Below are 16,651 nucleotides of genomic sequence, written 5' to 3'. Positions count from 1 at the left end.
CATCAGATGATGGCGGTAAACTGAAAAAAAATTAGGGACCTGACGATGTCTGCAAACTGGACCAAAGCTAAATTTTTCAAATGCGCCTTGCAAGTAAATCCTGCTGGGTACAGCAAGTATCGTGGGAGAGAGACTCTCAGCGAAGATGGGTACAACCAGCAGCTTCTGGACGCTTGTCTTGAGACCGGTAGCCTACTTTAACAGGCTTGTGCCAAAGTTACGGTAGCCGTGGTGGACATCTTTTGTATTTTCTTTAGCCAGATAAGCTAGACGCAAAAGGAAGTCCTCATAAACAGGGGTACGAGTTAGAGCATCGCACCTGTCGAATTTAAATGACTGATTCTTTGGGAAATTCGCTAAGGTTGCATAGTATGGATAATTAAGGCCCACAGCGCTACACCAAGCTTTCTGTATCCTCGTTGCCATATTATCTGCATTGCGATTAGTATAATTTCCCAGATATCCGTAAACGTTCCGCTTGAACAATAGCATCAAGTGATAGTGGGGATGTTCGCTTGTATTGCGCTCTCTGGCCCAGACATAAGCGGGTAACACAGGCTTTCCCGGTCTGCCCGAACGTCTGTGATCCTCTCGTAACTGGCTTTTCAGCGACTCGATGCAGCGAGTTATTGCCTGCGGATCTACCCGCTGATGACAAACAGGTGAGTCAGGATCGTCAGGTACGTGATCCTCAGCAAACCTTAGGTCTGCACGGAAAGCAAATATACGATTATGGTGTTCAAGGGTGTTACATACTACAGCAAAAGATTTACGGAGAATATAACGCTCCATAGATGATTTATATTTCTGCTCTGCTGTCTTTTCCATTAATTCAAATTCTTTCTCGGTTAATTCATAAGGTGATTTCATAATATACCATTAGCTGTATTTGCATTATTACTATCAAGTAACGGGTAGCCATTACGCTACCCATATGACAGGATGCCTACATTTAGTAGTTTTACTGAGATGTCCCCCTAACTGAACTAGGAATAATACTAGACATAATAATACATATACCGCTCTCATGAGATAGATACCGCGCCTTATTCAGGTGAGCAGAAGGTGCAATATACCTTGCTTTAGTGTTTTATTTAACCTCCTAATAATTAATAAAATTACTCTGAAGTTATTTTTATTCCAGATGACTTATACAGCAACTGGGATAACAGCAATTACAGGCTGTATTTAGGTATGAATTATTAACCGATAATTCCGCTATTCCAATTACGTTTAACTGTCGATATGCTTATATCCAGTTCTTTTGCTGTTTGTGATTGAGTCAGCCCTCTGCGTTTAGCCAGTTCGATGCTTTCACGATATTTGCTTCCCTCTCTTCTTCCTAGTGGCCTAGTGATATTTCTAGTCTTCAATGCCGAGAAATTCACCTTCCTGCATTCATTTTGTATCTTTGGAAGTAATAAAGTAAAAACATACCCATCAGAAGTCGGAGTTAGCTTCTTTTGAGGGAAGTAACAATGAATGCGTATAGCCTTTTTAGCGCATCGTATTATGTTTTCCTGGATCTCCTCTGCGTTGCTCCCTAAACTATTTAGGTCTAATACAACCAGATCGTCGCCTCTGCCCATACCTCGGTTGATAAGGATTTTCAAAGAATTCGATTTGTTGGGTGACGGTTGACTGTCAATCAGTGTCCGTTCCGAACTTATCGATAAAGTTTTGCGTACGTCTTTAATCTCCGACTTAAGATTCTGATCCTCAACTTCACCCACATTCCGGTATAGATGGTAAAAAAATCCAGACATTCTGCTTAACTCCGGTATCAGTTATTAATTATAGCTACCTTTAGGTGTCTAAAGGAGCAATTCAGTGTAATACTCTAATACATCAATTTCTTTCACCATTAATCATATCGGCAAAAGGATTAATAATGATAATGTTCCCCGTTGGTTTTGAGGAAGATGCAACGTCACCGTCTCGAATCACTGGAATCATCACCGCCTTATCGTTTATGTAAAATATCGGAATCCAACAAATATGCGGAAACAAGGTGTTTACAGAGTGCTTTTTGAGAACTCTATCTATTCCGTATTCAATTAACTCAATAGCAGGAAGTAATACAACTCTGCTAAGATCAAAAAAATTGCCTTCATACATGGTATCTTTGATCAACTGGATAGTAGCAAGCCCAGTTGCCAATCGTTTTGCATAATTCACCTTTCGATCCGTGTAAATATAAATAGCATTTTTCACCTCAGTATCTTTAATGCAGTTTCTTAACGTCTTTTTAATTTCCTCTTTTTCAAGATTACTCATTCTCTGATCTGGTAGACTGTTTTTTATATCTGTCACATCTAGAACATCTCCAGACATTAAAATATGAGACTTTCAAACATCCAGAAAAAATTCTGCATCTGTTTTTTTCGATTCTCCATCAATCAATGGAATTTGTTTTTTCAAAAACGATGGTGCAGCAGTATGCAACACTTTCGAAATAGTCGCGGAGAGTGAACACCCTGCATTTTTACTGTACTCCTTATAAGCTTCAATGGTTGATTCGTAATTAGTGGAGAAAGTGATTTTTTGTGACATAAGAGCCTCGTTGTAATATTAAGCAATGTTTCAAATTTAGTTATCCAGCCACCTTCATATTGGTCTCCATGAGTATTGGCGAAATAGCCAATAACTTGCTAAGGTTTCAGATAACATCATCGGATGCTAATCCAAAAAAGTAAGTCGCTCAGCAGCCAGCCGCAGGACTTTGCCCCAAGAGCTTTACGCAAAGGAAATTTTCCAGCTTGCTCAAGCTTCCACGCAGTGGAACGGGATACGGATGTAATGTACTGGCGCTCTTGCTCACGCACCAGACGATCTGACGTTTCGCCATAGTTCTGAAGAGTTTGCAAGCGCTGCTCTGGTGTTGGTTGAGTAAATGATGTGTTCATCTTGCCTCCTATTGTTTCGATGGAAGCATCATCTATCAGACTGTTGCGGCAGGAAAGGACCTTGGGGTGCAATAAGGTGTCATTAAGGTATCAATAACACCAATATACACCTACTTGATTGTTATTTAATGATTTTTATTTTCACTAGCCTCTTGAGTGTTTGGCTCTTGCAACCATACTGTTACTTCAATAGTATCGAATGAAACCTCTGGGCCATAGCCATAATCACGAGCTAGTTTATTGAGTTTTTCTACTATTTGAGGAGGAGTCATCTCTATATTTTTCTCCTCGCAATATATTTTAATGAGATAATATAAAGCATTTTTACGCTCTTCCCTTTCTCTCTTGATAACGTTATTTTCCAGTTCGGGTTTTTCAGACCAACGGCCAATAGTTCTTCTTGAGCTCTTTAATCCACAATGAACATTCAAATACGTACAGAGTTTACTTTTTATAATTATCTTATTACCGTTATTGTCTGAAGGCCACCATTCAGAGATCATCAAGTAAAGTGCAAAATTGATATTTGGTGGGCGATGGGATTGTGATGATTTTTTTTCACCCTCAGCAAAGGAATTTGATTGAATTATATTTTCAGTCAACTTTGGAAATTTATTTTTAACCTCACTTTCCTTAACAAAAAAAGACAACCTGTCGATATAAATAGTTTCAGAAAAAATAAGAAAATCATACTCATCGCAACCATGGACCACCACATCACCAACAGGGGACGATTTACTTCCAACTGTCTCTTTATCAGTCAGTAAATATTTTCCTCGACTTAAAGGAGCAACATTTGTTGGCTTAGCAAGCCAATAGCCTCTGGCACTCCCCCGGTACCTATATTCATAATACGCTCCCAGCTCCGGTCCAGCTCCTTCCCCAAGCTCATATCGAGCCTTAACTTTCAGATGAGCACTTAAAGGGTGTTCCGGTATAAAAATCAAGGAATTGTGGTCTGGGCTATCTTTGCTTTGGTAGGAATCACGACCATAGAGTATGTCATCTCTGGCATATTCATTTATTTGCCTCGGAATGTAACGCCTGATTGTGCATGGTGGACTATCACTACCGAAGTGAATGTAAAGGGGCAGTTTTTTGTTAAGCCACGCCCTAATGAACACATCAGCATCCACACCAAAGCGGGGGGCCATTTCCTCCAGAGTGTAAAAATCTTGCGCCATATCTTTCCCCTAAATCCATAACAGAGTAATGAGTGCGCATATTTTACACGTAACTTAATAATTCATCAGTACTTTTAGCTGGGACTGAGAATCGCGCCGCATCTGATTAATCCCCTAGGAAACCCAAGCTCCCCTTGATAACAGCCTTGCAGGCCGCCCCTATCCGAACTAGAATCAGGACTGAAACAACGAGGCTTTCCACATGACAAAAAAAACAGCACACAACCAGATCACCAAGACTCAAATCTATCGTGCCGTCGCCAGCTCAACCGCGATAGAAACCGGTGTTTCTGTACAAAAAATTGAGCAGCAACTCAAGCAAAATCAGGCACAGGCGAAAGCCGTCGGCCTCGCCCGCTAGTCTGGCAAGATATCACTCACCAGTTGCATCATGGGACTGTAGTTCCCTGATACACCTGCTTGTATTGCCTTGAAGTAAAATGCCTTGTGCTCATCCCACAGGCTGTAGTCCAGTAAGCCCTTCCCCGCCAGAACCGACAACACATCGCAAAGCAATCTCGAAAGACGCCCGTTACCTTCTCTGAATGGATGGATCAAAATAAACTCCACGTGGCATTCAGCCAGATAACTAACCAGCTCCGGGCGAGCCAGAAATTTCAGTTCACCAGATCGGGAGAGAAACTGCTTATCAAAACCAGCGATCAGCAGCGGGATCCTGTCGGCAGCAGCAAACTGGAAGCCGTCCTTCGCCAGGTTAGCGTTACGCAACCTCCCAGCCCAATCATGCACATTCCCCAGCCATTGGCGATGCCACCCACTGATGTTCTCAAAAGCCAGCGCCGCAGGCGGCTGGCCTTCGATAAATAGCTGTTCATACAACATCAGTAGCAGGCCAGACTCCAGCGCCTCCATTTCCTGCTCATCAATAATCCCTAACTTATTCGCAAGTACCGAGTCACTAGAGCCAGGCTGATAGCGCTCTTCTGCTGAATTAAGCTCATATTTTGACAAGCACTTACCTCCGCCCAAACAAGTTCACTACGTTGCTTTCTTGCTCTCTTTGATAGCTATTAACCCTATCCCCCCAGACCTCAAGCGCTCTGCGCTTTTCTGTCAGGTAATCATAACGATCATAGTGTTTCTGTAGGCATACCCACTTTAGTTCTATGCACTTTTTGAGAATTACCCTGTGATGCGATGAACACCATGTAAAACAGGAAAAAATCGACCGAGATATAATAGTGATGTCATGTACTGTTCATTCACGATTAGAATACACCGCATCACGCCGAAAAAACCGTATGGTGGGGATCGGCCCTCTGAGCAAAGGACTGATGAGCACATTGTTAAGTTTAAAGATTTTACGCAAAGCGGTTTCCAGGCTGATATTTCGCCTGCTGGCGGACAAACCTCTGCTCGCGAAGCCCCCGGGCGAAAAACTACATATTCTCCTGCTTCGCTGGGATGCAAAATTAGGCGACGCCATCGTATCTTCTTTCTTTTTTCGCGAATCGCGTAAGCTCAATGCCCGATTGACTGTACTTACGGTTAACGAGTTAGCGGAAATGCATACCAGCACCTTCGGTGTGGATGAAGTCATCATTACGCATCCGCATCCAGGGCTCGGTGAATTACACAGACTGGTGAACCTGCTAAGTAATGTCGATGTCGTTGTCCATCTAGTCGGACGACTGGAACCTGCCGAAATCATTTTTATGCGGTTACTCCGCCCGGCGAGTCTCTATTCCCTTGATGATTCGCTGCGCTGTGTGAATCGTAAAATGGGTTTCGCTGCGAACACGCTCAACATCGTGGAGCAGTACCAGTATATTCTGCAGGACCTGGGCGCGAAAGTGATCGACACTCAGTACATTGTGCCGTTGCCTGCGGAACTCCCGCCTGCGGCGCTTTCCCCTCAAATCCTATTTAATCCTTATGCCAGCCGAAAAGACAAGGGGCTATCCCCTTCCTGTGCAACAGAAGCTCTACAAGCTATCGCCGACGAGTTTCCCGGCCATTCCGTGGGCATTCTTTGCAGCCCTGCAACGCTACACAGCGCACAGCATCTGGAAAGCGCAGTTGCGCGCGATAATGTGGCGGTCTTGCGCGATGGGCTAACGCCCGAAAAGGTTGCAGGATATATTTACCGTGCCCAAGCGGTTGTGAGTGTGGATACAGCCATTGTACATATGGCTGTCGGCCTTAAGGCGAAGCTGGTGGCGATCTACCCGTTGATTGCAGGTCAACACAATCCATGGCTGCCACCTCGCTCACCTTTTACGCGGGTGATCTACAGCGTGCAACAGCCGGACACACTCCGTCGTACAGGCAAAAAAGAAATGAATGCTTTTTCGCTAACGTCATTAATGAACTCATTGCAGGATCTCTTAACTCTGCCAGCAGAAGCGAAAAACAGCATGTTGCTTAACGCCAGAATCATCCCTGGACTGGGCGTGGCGACAGGCACGCTAGCGCGACAACTGCCGTTAATCAGTGAAGAATTTCCTGAGGTTGCAGGCTGTTATGCCGGGACGATCAACCTTGAATTCAGCGTTCCTGTCGCAGTCGTGCGGCCCGATCACCGTACCGCCCCGCTGGCCTGGACACCCAGCGGACGCACCACCGAGATATTCGATCTACTGCGCATTGAACTTGAATTCAGCCATTTACCTGAATGCATCCCCGCGTGGTTATATGTTGCCCACGGCTCGCCACACCGCCGAACGCCGACCATTCACGAAGCGATCGCGCCGCGCATTAACCTCAACGGCGCCACGCACTGTCGACTCCACTTACCCGCTGAGGCTATCGTACTGGGCGAACACGGCACTCAGGCTACGGAGGTTATCAATTTGTCACTTTCATCAATCCAGTAATCCGCATCCACCTCAATATGCAAAAACAGTTTTGCCAGCAGCGAGCCGCCCGCCAAGAATTCAGCCACGGTTTCTCTCCGGGCTTCGGTACGCCGGAAATAGGTGTTGTAAAGTTTTAGAATGGCCACGTCGTTGATCAAAAATGCCCCGACGGCAATATCAGTGCGACGCATCACCTCGCAACCAGCAAAGTTGTAAAGCGGACGGTGTCCAGGATCGATGACCTCTCCGTTAATCGGGATGGCCGCATCAGCAGTCTGGGCAATGATATTTTTGATGCGCCCAGGATTACCCCAAGCGTGATTCTCGCTTACAAGCCCTATCGCTAAGGCTTGCGCAAGTATGGGGTTTCCCGGCAGGGACGCGAAAATACACTCGCTATGCCAGTGCAATTTACGGCTCAGCCCTGTCGGGAATAACTCCGCCGTCGGATCCCTGAACAGCAACGTATCCGCATCCAACCATGCCCCGCCCCAGCGATGTACAAACGCCATGCGAATGAAATCGCTTTTCGCCACAATTGCTTCAATGCCGTTTGCCAGCGTAAAGGCCAGCGGTTCAAAGGCCCAGGCTTTATTCACGATATCAGCATCGATGTGCTCGTTTACCGTTCGCGGCGTAAGCAGCAGAAAACGATCGCCTAGCGCTCTGCGCATAGAAACCAGTGCCAGAGCAACATAGGCCGGCATGGTCTGACCCGGCGCGTTTTCCCAGTAACTGACGTAATGGATAGCGTTGGAGGTCATTTCACCAGCACCTTACCTTTCGTACTCAGCAGCCCATTTTGCGTCAGATGTGCTCTGAGCATCACCAGCGATGGCGCGCATGCAGACTGAGCCAAAAACTCATTATTTAACGCTGATTTATACAGATTAAGCCAGGTCAGCACCGGCACATTTGGCAGGAAAGCCGGTAAACTATCCCGGTTGTCTTCGCCAAATAACAGACGCAACGCACGCAGAATGGGCTGATAGCCCGGCGCAGAGAGCAGTTGCGCGACGGTTTCATCCAGATGCTGCTTCACGCTCACGCTGTTCAGGCGATCCTCAACCGACGCATCAGTTAATGCCACCTGGGGATCAAGCGCCACAGGGTAAATGGCACGAAACGACCGGGCACCGTTACACAGCGATTCATACAACACTTTGTCCGCAGTTGCCCCGGTCACCAGCACGTCATCGCCAAAAATGACATGCACGCCGCTCCAGCGGTAAAAATTCTCCGCCGGGATCACATGATCCTGCACGAGATTGACCCGATCGCGCTCGGCCTGGCTGAGGCTGGCGTAATTCTCACACGGCGGCGCAATCCTGGGCAGTTTGACGTTGATAATGGTGGGCAATCCCTTATGCGCCAACGTGAGATTAATTTCCTCAACCACGATATCGTAGAGCACATTGGCCGTGGAAGGCACATTACGCCAGCCAGTGGTCATCATCACAACATTCTCCCCCTCCTCTTTGGCCTGGCAAAACAACCCTGACCATGAGGAGGTGGTGTCATCCAGTTCTGCGGCCAGGTAGTCGATAACGCACCGCGCCAGATAGCGTATCTCGCTCACTCCGCCATATTTCGCCCGGCTATAAATGCCCGCCAATGTTGTCGCGTCAGCGCCAGTGTGCATATCACAAAATGATCCAGTCGCATGCGGCGTCAGATAATGCAGCGCCGTACCGCCAAAAATCGCGACGTATTCGGACATGTCGATCAGACCGCGCGCCAGCAAATCGGTCGCGAACGCGCGAAAACCGGATTTAACATCCTGCGCATTGATCTGTGCACTGGCTTGGCGAAACATTGCCAACTGGGTTGCGAGCGGTTCGCTGTGCAACGTGTTCCACGCAAGTAAATGCGGGGTTTTTAGTCCATTCATGGTGAAGATCCTTAGCGAGACGCTGGCACAGTGTGAAATTGAAGATCATCCAGCAGAACATCAATGCGTTGACGCTGCTGATAATAGCTGATGGATTGAAGCCCTAATGGCCTGAGTGCCTCCACCAGCTCGGCGATCCCCGCTCCGGCATCGCGCGGATCGTGAGCATCGGACCCGATGGTCATTGGCACATCGTTCTCCAGTAATTTCGCCAGCAAAGCGCGGGAGGGATAAGACCATCTTCCAGTCATCTCTTTACTCGTTGTCGGATCAAGGCTGGATTTGCGCAGGCCCGAAGCATTCAACTCATAAGCGATACCGCTACGCACGAGCGGCGCAATCAGCGGTTCAAAGCGACGCAAAAACACGTCTTCCGGGATCGCGCGCAGCAGCGTGTCAGCGTGTCCAACTGCATCAAACAACTGGCTTTCCAGCAATGCTTCAAGCTGAGCAAAGTACTTATCCAGAAAGGAGGTTGCCGCTAACCGGGGCAGTTCCCAGACTTTCACCATCAACTCATCGGTAACAGCAATGTAGTGAATTGAACCGATGACAAAATCCATCGGATAGCGGGACAGTAATTGCCGGTTATAACGCTCTGTACCCGACATATAATCCAGTTCCAGACCGCGTAGCAGCGTGATCTCGCCTTTATAGGCCTGTTGCGCCTTATCAATATCGGAAAAATAGCGCTCCAGTTCCGATTCCAGTAAACGGTTTTGTGCATCCACCGGGAACGGAGCGTGATCGGTGATGGTGAGTACCGTCACACCCGCCGCAATCGAGGCACAAACAAGCTCGTCGATAGTGCCTACGGCATGTTTCGAGTAGAACGAATGGCAGTGCGAATCAATCATGCTGCCTTCCATTGTTCAAGCAGCCCGGAATGCTTCGCCATCTCTTTGACCAGCCAGTAAGGATTATTAGCGGTGGCGATGATCGTGCGAAGTTGCGGAGTGTTTTCCAGCTGCGCCAGCAGTTCGGTTAATGGCTGGGTATATAACGCGTGCGACAAGGGATTTTCCCGCACATGGGTCGCCAGATGATGCCAGTCTATCGTATCAGAATGGATATTCGCCACGCGATCGGTCTCAATACCGTACAGAAACACGTCGCCGTTGGGTTTGATCGTCACGTCGATGCCATTGAGCTGTGGCGCAAGGTTCAGGCTGCCAAAGGTAAAAGGCTTATTCACTTTGGACTCAATCGCGGCAATATATCCCTGCAAATCCAGATAACCTTCCGGCGTATCTCTTGCCGGATGTACCAGATTTTTGTAGTCGATGTTAAACGTGTCCGCACCGATCAATAATTTGTCTTCCAGCACGCTGACAGGTTTTATGCAGGCGTTAATTCCCCAAGAAGCCAGTTCATTCACAAGATATTCACGCGTGAAGTCACGATCGGTATCGATCGATCGAAATGAAAAACTGAGCGATGACGGTTTTTTGCGCTGAGCATAATCCAGGCTAAACCCATGCGTGCGCCATTTTACTTTTTCAATATGATGACTATCGGAACTGAGGCGAATATTACAAGTATCGCCATTAGCGGAGACAAGACGATTGATCTCATCAAAGATCTTTTCCATCTTCTCATGGCGAAAAAAACCGCTGGTAATAAACTCAAAGCTGTTGCCCCCGCGGGACAATGCCAGTAATTCGTAAAAGGTATTAATGTTATTGAGCGGTTCGCCTTCACCACTCACGGAAATACGTTTTACGGCCGGATCATTAATGAGCGCCGACAGGTTGTCACGTGCCTGCGTTGACAGCACCATACTCTTACCCGTTGCGTGCTTGTCCGCATACATGCAAAATGCACAGCCGATTCCACAGATCTGGGTGATATCTACATAAAGCAAATGACCATGTAATTCCATATATAATATTCCGCCATATTTTCGAAAAAAAATTCAATTTGTACCAAATTGAAATCTTTTGCAGTGTATGTTTCAAACACCAATTCTCTGCGTATATTCCCCCGGCGTCTTTGATGTTGTTAGGCAGGTTCTGGGTCCGATCCCAGCAGCACCTGCAAACGCGCATCGGCCTGCGACCTCCCGTCCTGCAACATCGCTAGCACTGCATTGTCTTCCTGCTGGTGCTGCGCGCCAAACAGATCTAACCGATCGAGCATATAGACCGTTAATACGGTACCAAGGCCGGTGACGCACCCCGTCAGCACAGCCACTAGGATAGTGATCAGCCCACCGGGCAGAATGGTAAACTGCGCGCCGAGAGTTTTGCTGAGATACTCTTCAAGCAGTACGCCACCAATGACGAATCCGCCGCTGACGGCAATCTTTAGCCCTGCATCTAGTGCTTCGGCACGGCTTGTACCCTCTGGGCGCATCAGTACGGTTTTGGCTGCGCTGAACAGCGAAAAAAACCCTTCGCGGATCATTCGCACCAGGTTGCGGGCAGTCGTGAAGAAAGTGTTTATCAGCGTTGCCATCAAGTTACTAATGATCCCGCTGATGGCCCCGTCACGAAACGCCGTTAGCACGTTGCGCCAGTTATCGAGACAGCGCTTTGCCACCCGCTCAGCACGGATTTTTAATGCCTCCCAGACATGCTCCTGGTCCACGCCATCACAAAACCCGTTATGCCAGCTACCTCGTTTGTATCCGGTGGTGACTCACCGGGACTGTGTGGACTCGTGTGGTAGCGCCCTATTATGTGAATATTTTTCATGATGGCAACAAGGGCTTGTTGTGTGGTGGATTAGGCAATTGATTGAAAAACAAACACATTATGTGATTAATAGTGATAAGGGATGAGGAAGTGGAGAAGGAATTCAATCTGAAAGAAATAGTGGTAAATCAATAATAATTAATAGGTAAAAGCATTTAAAAAGACGATGAAGAGGCTAGCCAGGGAAAAGGTCAATTTTGGGCAGGGTGAACAGTGAGTGATGAGTTTTACAGTAACTGCTAACTACTTTACTTACTGATTTAAATCTATTTTTTATTAAAGTGAACAGTAGTGAATAGTTTATATAAAAACTAAAATCTCGGTGATGGTTTTTTGGGCGATTTCACGGGGTGTTGTCCTGCCGGTGATCCAACGGGCATTGATAGCGATGTTGTGCGGTTATCAACAGAATGGCGACACATTGACGAACACCGGAGACACCATAATGAGCACCACGCTACCCAAGTACATCACCGAAAAGCTGCAAGCGCTGCGTGACGCTCGCGCCGCCCACGACAAAAACGCCCAGGAGCTAACGGAGGTCGTGACAGGTATCGCCCGATGCCATCAACAGAAGAAAGACACTGAGGTGGAAAGTCTCGAAGCGGAAAGCCAGTGGCGTACCCTGTTTCGCAAACTGCGTGGGGAAATGACCCCGGAGTTGCAAGCGCAGCACCACAGCCGGATCTCCAAGCGGGAACTGACCAAAGAGTTCGACGGCCTGATAGAAGAAATGGAGGTGGATAAAATGCATCTCCACCTCTGTTGTGGAACGACAGCCCCCAAGCTGGTTGACGCGCACCGAGAGGCTTTGAACGCCTTTGCCGAGTACGCAGCGGATGTGCTTGGGAAAGCGCTCCTGACCGCCGATGTTGTCAATGCCTGCTCCCTGGCAAAGAAAGCCTACAGTGTTTATCACGATAACCCGATGTACGTCATTGAACAGCGCATATTGGGGGGGCTGAATGCCCATGTCAGTGCAGCTATGGCGCAAAAGAATATACAGCACCCGGTGCTGAGCGAGATCGGACTGGCACAGCCCGAGGAAACAGGGGTATTGCCGGAACTGCGCACTAACTTGATCAAGCGCATGCGGATAGCGACGGAAGTGGCGGAAAAACGCAAGCGCTTCAAGGAGCGAGGGATGAAATCATGATGCGTTGTCCCTTTTGCCGCAGTGGTTCACATACCCGCACCAGCCGTTATTTAACCGAGCAGACCAAAGAAGCGTATTACCAGTGTCAGAATATCGATTGTTCCAGCACCTTTAAAACGCGGGAAAGTATTGAGCATGTTATTCAGCGGCCCTTGCCACCGGAAGCTATCCCAGCATCGCCCCCACCGGAACGCCGAACGTTAAACCGTTACGGCAACAATAATCACCTGCACTGAGTAAACCATCTCCGCATCTTTTATCAGGATGTGGTTTTTTGCTTTCCACCGCTCTCCCGAAACCAGCCTTTTTCTGGCTAGCCTGTCTCAAACTGCGCGTGCATGCATAGAGTGCATGATTTTGCATGCGTATAATGCGCGTGTTTAGCCTACCTCGCCCCAGTGCTGGCGCGGCTTCAAGCCCGCTATGCATCTGCATGAAATGCGACACATAAAGCGGACAGGCGAGGCGAGGATAGCATTGCGCGTTTATGTACCCTTGGGGTTTACCTGTTCAATTATCTCGCTAAAAGAATGATTGAAATCATTTTTGGGATGAGCTTCAGGCATGTCATCGCAAGATGGTATTTGTATTAACTCAAGATCTTCAATAATTGAAGCAAACAGTCGTTTGCCGACTATATTATATATTTGCAATCCAATGGCCATTTTCTTGGATTCATCGCAATCATCTGACGCGCTAATTTCCTTTAACTCACGAAATAGAGATTCTATTTCTGCCTCTGGGATGTTTTGCATTACCTGCATACAGAAAGGATGTATTCTTGAAGATAGAGAATCGAAACTAACATTCTTTAATATTTTAGTGATATCTTTCGAACGACGACGTGCTTGGTCCCGGTCTACTTGTCGATCTATCATATCTATCATTTTTTTTAGAATAATATTAAGACCTAAATCAACTTGTGAATGAGAATTATCGCTGCCTAACTTTAGAAATGAACTTCGCATAACAAAAAAACTTCCTAACGAAGCATAAAGTATATTTGCTACATGTATGCTAAATGCATCTATCTTAGCAACACCCATGGTTTGAGTAATAGGTTCATGAGTGCCGAATGTATTTATGAAAAAAAGACCTAAGCAGCAAATAAGCCCATTAATTACTAAATAAAACGCGCCTGGGAAACATGTCATTACCGAAATAGGCTCATCTTTATAACGTGATCCTAATTCAATAGCGCTCAACAATAACCCAATAGAAAATACATAAAGATAATCTATATTACCTTTAGGAAATTCAAATGTGAAATATTTATTAATCAATACTATTACTAAAGCAACTAGTAATATTTTACTCAATGATTTAAGAGGGGGCCACCAGCCCCACTTTTGCTTTTCATTGGGAGTTGTTGAGGATCGCATTTAGTCCATCCTTGGTTAACTTAATATTCAAATTGTCAGGGCCTACGTTATTATTTTCACCCTGAGGAGCATGTGAGTCTAAAAATAGTTTAATATAACCAGAGTTTTTTAAATTAGTAATAATAATGGCAAGGGCATTATAATTTATCCCCATGTAATTTTTTATTTCTGATATGTTGGTCGAAGACTCCAAATCGAAGGAAGTAATGCGACCAATGCATTTCAACGTTTTAGCTGAAAGATCTTGATAAAATCTTTCAGAGGACTTTGCCTCACTATCTCGCAAGGCTGTATAACTTATTGAATTTCTCTTCATGAATAACCTCTCTGTTATACAGTTACTTCTGGTGTGATGTTTATGGATATTGGCTGTAAAAGATCATACTCACTTACAATCTCATCATAGAGGTTTGTGTTCTTTCTCGTACTTAATGTTATTACTAAAGAATAGTTCAAAATTGGTAGCGAGGCCATTTCTTTACTTGTCAATGCATGCCCTTCATCGCGAGTTAAATATTTAATGTCAAGCGCGGGATCATTGATGGTAGAGGCTTGAAAAACATCATTTACCTTGTAGCATGTTTCCCATTTATGCGCATCTTTTCGTAGGTTTTGTTCATTGCCTAAAATATTTTCTTTATTGAAAAGAGTTCTAGTATTAGCTTCTAATGCCATTTTACCAGTGTCTTTATTTATTTTGAATTTTTCGCTATGCGGTCTAAAGGTTACTTCAATGCCAGCACGTGAATAGCTTACAGGATGTTTATGGTCGACCTCTGTATAAAAACACAACGTCGCCGCTAAATCTATTTTAGTTTTACTAATCTTTAATGATTCAGGGCATGGTATGGCTGCGCGGACTCCGCTGCTTTTCGTTAAGGTACCTTGATATATAACAGTGACGGTATTATCATCACAAAAAACATAATTTTCAATATTGTCTGTAATCCTTCCCCAACCGCACCCTTTTTTATCTGAAGTCGACTCGGTTGAGTGGATTAAAAGTGCTCGCAAAGTAGCAACATTCAATTTACCTAATGTCAGATTATCTAAACGGGCCGCTAGACGTGTCACCAAAGGAGCCGCAAAGCTTGTGCCAAATTTTAATTTCTCTTCATAATCGTATAAACCTATCAATCTTAATTTCTCACCTTTAGGTTCATCATCTCCTCCGAAAAATAGCGCGTCTGGTTTAACATAGCCAGGGCGACGACCCGGCCCAACGCTACTGTAATTTGCCCTTTCCCAAATATTAGCGTTTGAGTTTGCCGCTCCAATACTTAAACCATTTAACATATCAGCAGGGGGTTGAATTCGGGCAAGATCATAATCTTGAGGCGAGTCTTTCAAGATTCCTCCCGTATTTCCTGCTGCAATTACAAGAAGGATAGAGCCATCACCTGCTATTTTATCAAGAGTAGACGTCCATAGATTTGGTTCATCATCAGGAGCTGGTACTTCTGGACCAAGACTAATATTGGCAATTTTATAATTTTTATTCTCAAGTACAGAACAAATCCTATCTAAAACATCAACAAGACCTATGTCATCTTCATCTTCTTCACAATAAACTTTATAATGGTCTACATTGATGACATCATGATTATCAGAGGATAGTTCATCAATTGTCCCATACATAATTGCTGATGTGACTAATTCGCCATGTGTGAATATATCAGAGTCACTATCACTACTTCCTGTGAGATCGAAGTATCTTAAGGAAGGAGATGTGAGTTTATCATAGAATAAACCACCATCAAATACGGCAACACTAGTATTACCTAAATCTTTTAATTCGCTATTTTTATGAGTTATTTGGTTTTTTAGGTTTTCATGAGCATTTAAACTCTTATCTCCATCTTGAAAAGATGAATTGAAAAGGTTTATTTTAGGAGCAATTCTTACAACGCGAACAAAAGAGAAATTAGCTAAATCAAGTATTTTTCGGTTGTCAATTTTAACGAAGCAAAAGGCTAAGTCACCTACATATCTAATTTTATCTTTAGATATAGTACCATTTAAAATACTAATGTACTTAATGAAGTCATTTATTTTCTTTGTGTCGCTATTTTTTAAGTGTAAAACTACTTCATAGGTATGAATTCCACTTTCAGCGTGTTTTTTAACTTTTTGTTCGCTGCTGAAAAGAGTAAGGTCTTCAATCTTTCCGATATCAATACTGGATTGTTCACTAATGGTGTTCTTCTCAATATCAGATAACAAACGTTCGAAGGATGTTTTTTTACCTGCCAAATAGTATACAGAAGTCGATACTGGACGTTGTTCTTGTTCTTTATTGACTGCTGATTGTGGTTTTACAAAAACTTCTTTGCTGCCTAAACTTTTTAGTGAATAGTCTTTTAATAAAGAGGTTGGATAGTAGCTTTTAGCTAAAAAGCTCGGGTGGAGTGTTACAGCAGTGACAATCTCATCGTCTGGTGTTGCTTCTTTTGGCAATTTTTCTGCAACCTTAAGAGTCTCAGAAACTTTTTTTGAGACGCGGCGGGATGAAACCGAGTAAGGATAAGGTCTTGGCTCATCGCCAATCGGCCTGCCTCTGTAAACATTGTCAAAAGCATATTTTTCACCGTTACCTAACACTACTTTTTTCATATGA

Annotated in this window: 19 protein-coding genes; 4 read left to right on the top strand and 15 right to left on the bottom strand. The window is 45.2% G+C overall.

Features of this window, described 5'->3' with window-relative positions; translation table 11 throughout:
• Nucleotides 1-192: 192 nt before the first annotated feature.
• The 6 genes from DBA33_RS04790 to DBA33_RS04765 all read right to left on the bottom strand — a co-directional run bounded on the left by DBA33_RS04790 (nt 193) and on the right by DBA33_RS04765 (nt 4,090).
• On the bottom strand, nt 193-870 hold the full coding sequence (locus tag DBA33_RS04790) for an inovirus Gp2 family protein (RefSeq protein ID WP_120805724.1): 678 nt from the start codon (nt 868-870) through the stop codon (nt 193-195).
• 332 nt (nt 871-1,202) lie between these two features.
• On the bottom strand, nt 1,203-1,766 hold the full coding sequence (locus tag DBA33_RS20880) for a hypothetical protein (RefSeq protein WP_240442682.1): 564 nt from the start codon (nt 1,764-1,766) through the stop codon (nt 1,203-1,205).
• Between the two features lie 82 nt (nt 1,767-1,848).
• Complete coding sequence (locus DBA33_RS04780) at nt 1,849-2,277, bottom strand: hypothetical protein (protein ID WP_162975161.1); 429 nt, start codon at nt 2,275-2,277, stop codon at nt 1,849-1,851.
• Between the two features lie 72 nt (nt 2,278-2,349).
• Complete coding sequence (locus DBA33_RS04775) at nt 2,350-2,553, bottom strand: hypothetical protein (protein ID WP_120805720.1); 204 nt, start codon at nt 2,551-2,553, stop codon at nt 2,350-2,352.
• 116 nt (nt 2,554-2,669) lie between these two features.
• A complete protein-coding gene (locus DBA33_RS04770; RefSeq protein WP_120805718.1) occupies nt 2,670-2,906 on the bottom strand; it encodes an AlpA family phage regulatory protein in 237 nt (78 codons plus the stop codon).
• Between the two features lie 125 nt (nt 2,907-3,031).
• On the bottom strand, nt 3,032-4,090 hold the full coding sequence (locus DBA33_RS04765; RefSeq protein WP_162975160.1) for a hypothetical protein: 1,059 nt from the start codon (nt 4,088-4,090) through the stop codon (nt 3,032-3,034).
• A 202-nt stretch (nt 4,091-4,292) separates the two neighbouring features.
• Here DBA33_RS04765 and DBA33_RS04755 point away from each other — a divergent pair, with 202 nt between their 5' ends.
• Nucleotides 4,293-4,451, top strand: a complete 159-nt coding sequence (locus tag DBA33_RS04755) for a hypothetical protein (protein WP_120805714.1) — start codon at nt 4,293-4,295, stop codon at nt 4,449-4,451.
• Here the strand turns inward: DBA33_RS04755 and DBA33_RS04750 are convergent.
• Nucleotides 4,448-5,062 carry a Fic family protein gene (locus DBA33_RS04750; protein ID WP_120805712.1) on the bottom strand — a complete coding sequence of 205 codons (615 nt, stop codon included), beginning with the start codon at nt 5,060-5,062 and terminating at the stop codon, nt 4,448-4,450. The genes DBA33_RS04755 and DBA33_RS04750 overlap by 4 nt on opposite strands.
• 323 nt (nt 5,063-5,385) lie before the next feature.
• On the opposite strand from DBA33_RS04750, the gene DBA33_RS04740 reads away from it, so the two are divergent.
• On the top strand, nt 5,386-6,927 hold the full coding sequence (locus DBA33_RS04740; RefSeq protein ID WP_240442681.1) for a glycosyltransferase family 9 protein: 1,542 nt from the start codon (nt 5,386-5,388) through the stop codon (nt 6,925-6,927).
• Here DBA33_RS04740 and DBA33_RS04735 read toward each other — a convergent pair.
• From DBA33_RS04735 to DBA33_RS04715, 5 genes are all read right to left on the bottom strand, one after another.
• Entirely contained in the window at nt 6,882-7,673 is a 792-nt protein-coding gene (locus tag DBA33_RS04735; RefSeq protein WP_080608001.1) for a hypothetical protein, read from the bottom strand. The two genes, DBA33_RS04740 and DBA33_RS04735, sit on opposite strands and share 46 nt — an antisense overlap.
• Nucleotides 7,670-8,800: a hypothetical protein gene (locus DBA33_RS04730; RefSeq protein WP_120805710.1), complete on the bottom strand. Its 1,131-nt coding sequence runs from the start codon at nt 8,798-8,800 to the stop codon at nt 7,670-7,672. Before DBA33_RS04730 ends, DBA33_RS04735 begins: the two co-directional genes overlap by 4 nt.
• Before the next feature lie 11 nt (nt 8,801-8,811).
• Nucleotides 8,812-9,657: a histidinol-phosphatase gene (locus DBA33_RS04725; RefSeq protein ID WP_120805708.1), complete on the bottom strand. Its 846-nt coding sequence runs from the start codon at nt 9,655-9,657 to the stop codon at nt 8,812-8,814.
• Complete coding sequence (locus tag DBA33_RS04720; protein WP_080608004.1) at nt 9,654-10,682, bottom strand: radical SAM protein; 1,029 nt, start codon at nt 10,680-10,682, stop codon at nt 9,654-9,656. Before DBA33_RS04720 ends, DBA33_RS04725 begins: the two co-directional genes overlap by 4 nt.
• Nucleotides 10,683-10,801: 119 nt before the next feature.
• Nucleotides 10,802-11,206, bottom strand: a complete 405-nt coding sequence (locus tag DBA33_RS04715) for a hypothetical protein (protein ID WP_240442680.1) — start codon at nt 11,204-11,206, stop codon at nt 10,802-10,804.
• 735 nt (nt 11,207-11,941) lie between these two features.
• Between DBA33_RS04715 and DBA33_RS04710 the strand changes: the two genes are divergently transcribed.
• Together DBA33_RS04710 and DBA33_RS04705 are read left to right on the top strand one after the other, a co-directional pair.
• Nucleotides 11,942-12,652, top strand: a complete 711-nt coding sequence (locus DBA33_RS04710; protein WP_120805786.1) for an NAD-dependent aldehyde dehydrogenase — start codon at nt 11,942-11,944, stop codon at nt 12,650-12,652.
• Complete coding sequence (locus tag DBA33_RS04705) at nt 12,649-12,888, top strand: ogr/Delta-like zinc finger family protein (RefSeq protein WP_120805706.1); 240 nt, start codon at nt 12,649-12,651, stop codon at nt 12,886-12,888. The genes DBA33_RS04710 and DBA33_RS04705 overlap by 4 nt, the downstream gene beginning before the upstream one ends.
• A 249-nt stretch (nt 12,889-13,137) precedes the next feature.
• On the opposite strand, the gene DBA33_RS04695 is transcribed toward DBA33_RS04705, so the two are convergent.
• Genes DBA33_RS04695 through DBA33_RS04685 form a run of 3 tightly spaced genes read right to left on the bottom strand, consistent with a single transcriptional unit; the run spans nt 13,138 to nt 16,647 of the window.
• Nucleotides 13,138-14,034, bottom strand: a complete 897-nt coding sequence (locus DBA33_RS04695; RefSeq protein ID WP_120805704.1) for a hypothetical protein — start codon at nt 14,032-14,034, stop codon at nt 13,138-13,140.
• Nucleotides 14,009-14,350, bottom strand: coding sequence for a hypothetical protein (locus DBA33_RS04690; RefSeq protein WP_120805702.1), 342 nt, complete (start codon nt 14,348-14,350; stop codon nt 14,009-14,011). Before DBA33_RS04690 ends, DBA33_RS04695 begins: the two co-directional genes overlap by 26 nt.
• Nucleotides 14,351-14,364: 14 nt before the next feature.
• Nucleotides 14,365-16,647: a S8 family peptidase gene (locus tag DBA33_RS04685; protein WP_120805700.1), complete on the bottom strand. Its 2,283-nt coding sequence runs from the start codon at nt 16,645-16,647 to the stop codon at nt 14,365-14,367.
• Between the last annotated feature and the right edge of the window lie 4 nt (nt 16,648-16,651).

The sequence above is a fragment of the Yersinia sp. IP36721 genome (assembly GCF_003634395.1).
Taxonomy (GTDB): Bacteria; Pseudomonadota; Gammaproteobacteria; order Enterobacterales; family Enterobacteriaceae; genus Yersinia; species Yersinia entomophaga.
Note: the sequence above shows the minus strand (reverse complement) of the source record. Positions and strands in the feature narration are given on the sequence as shown.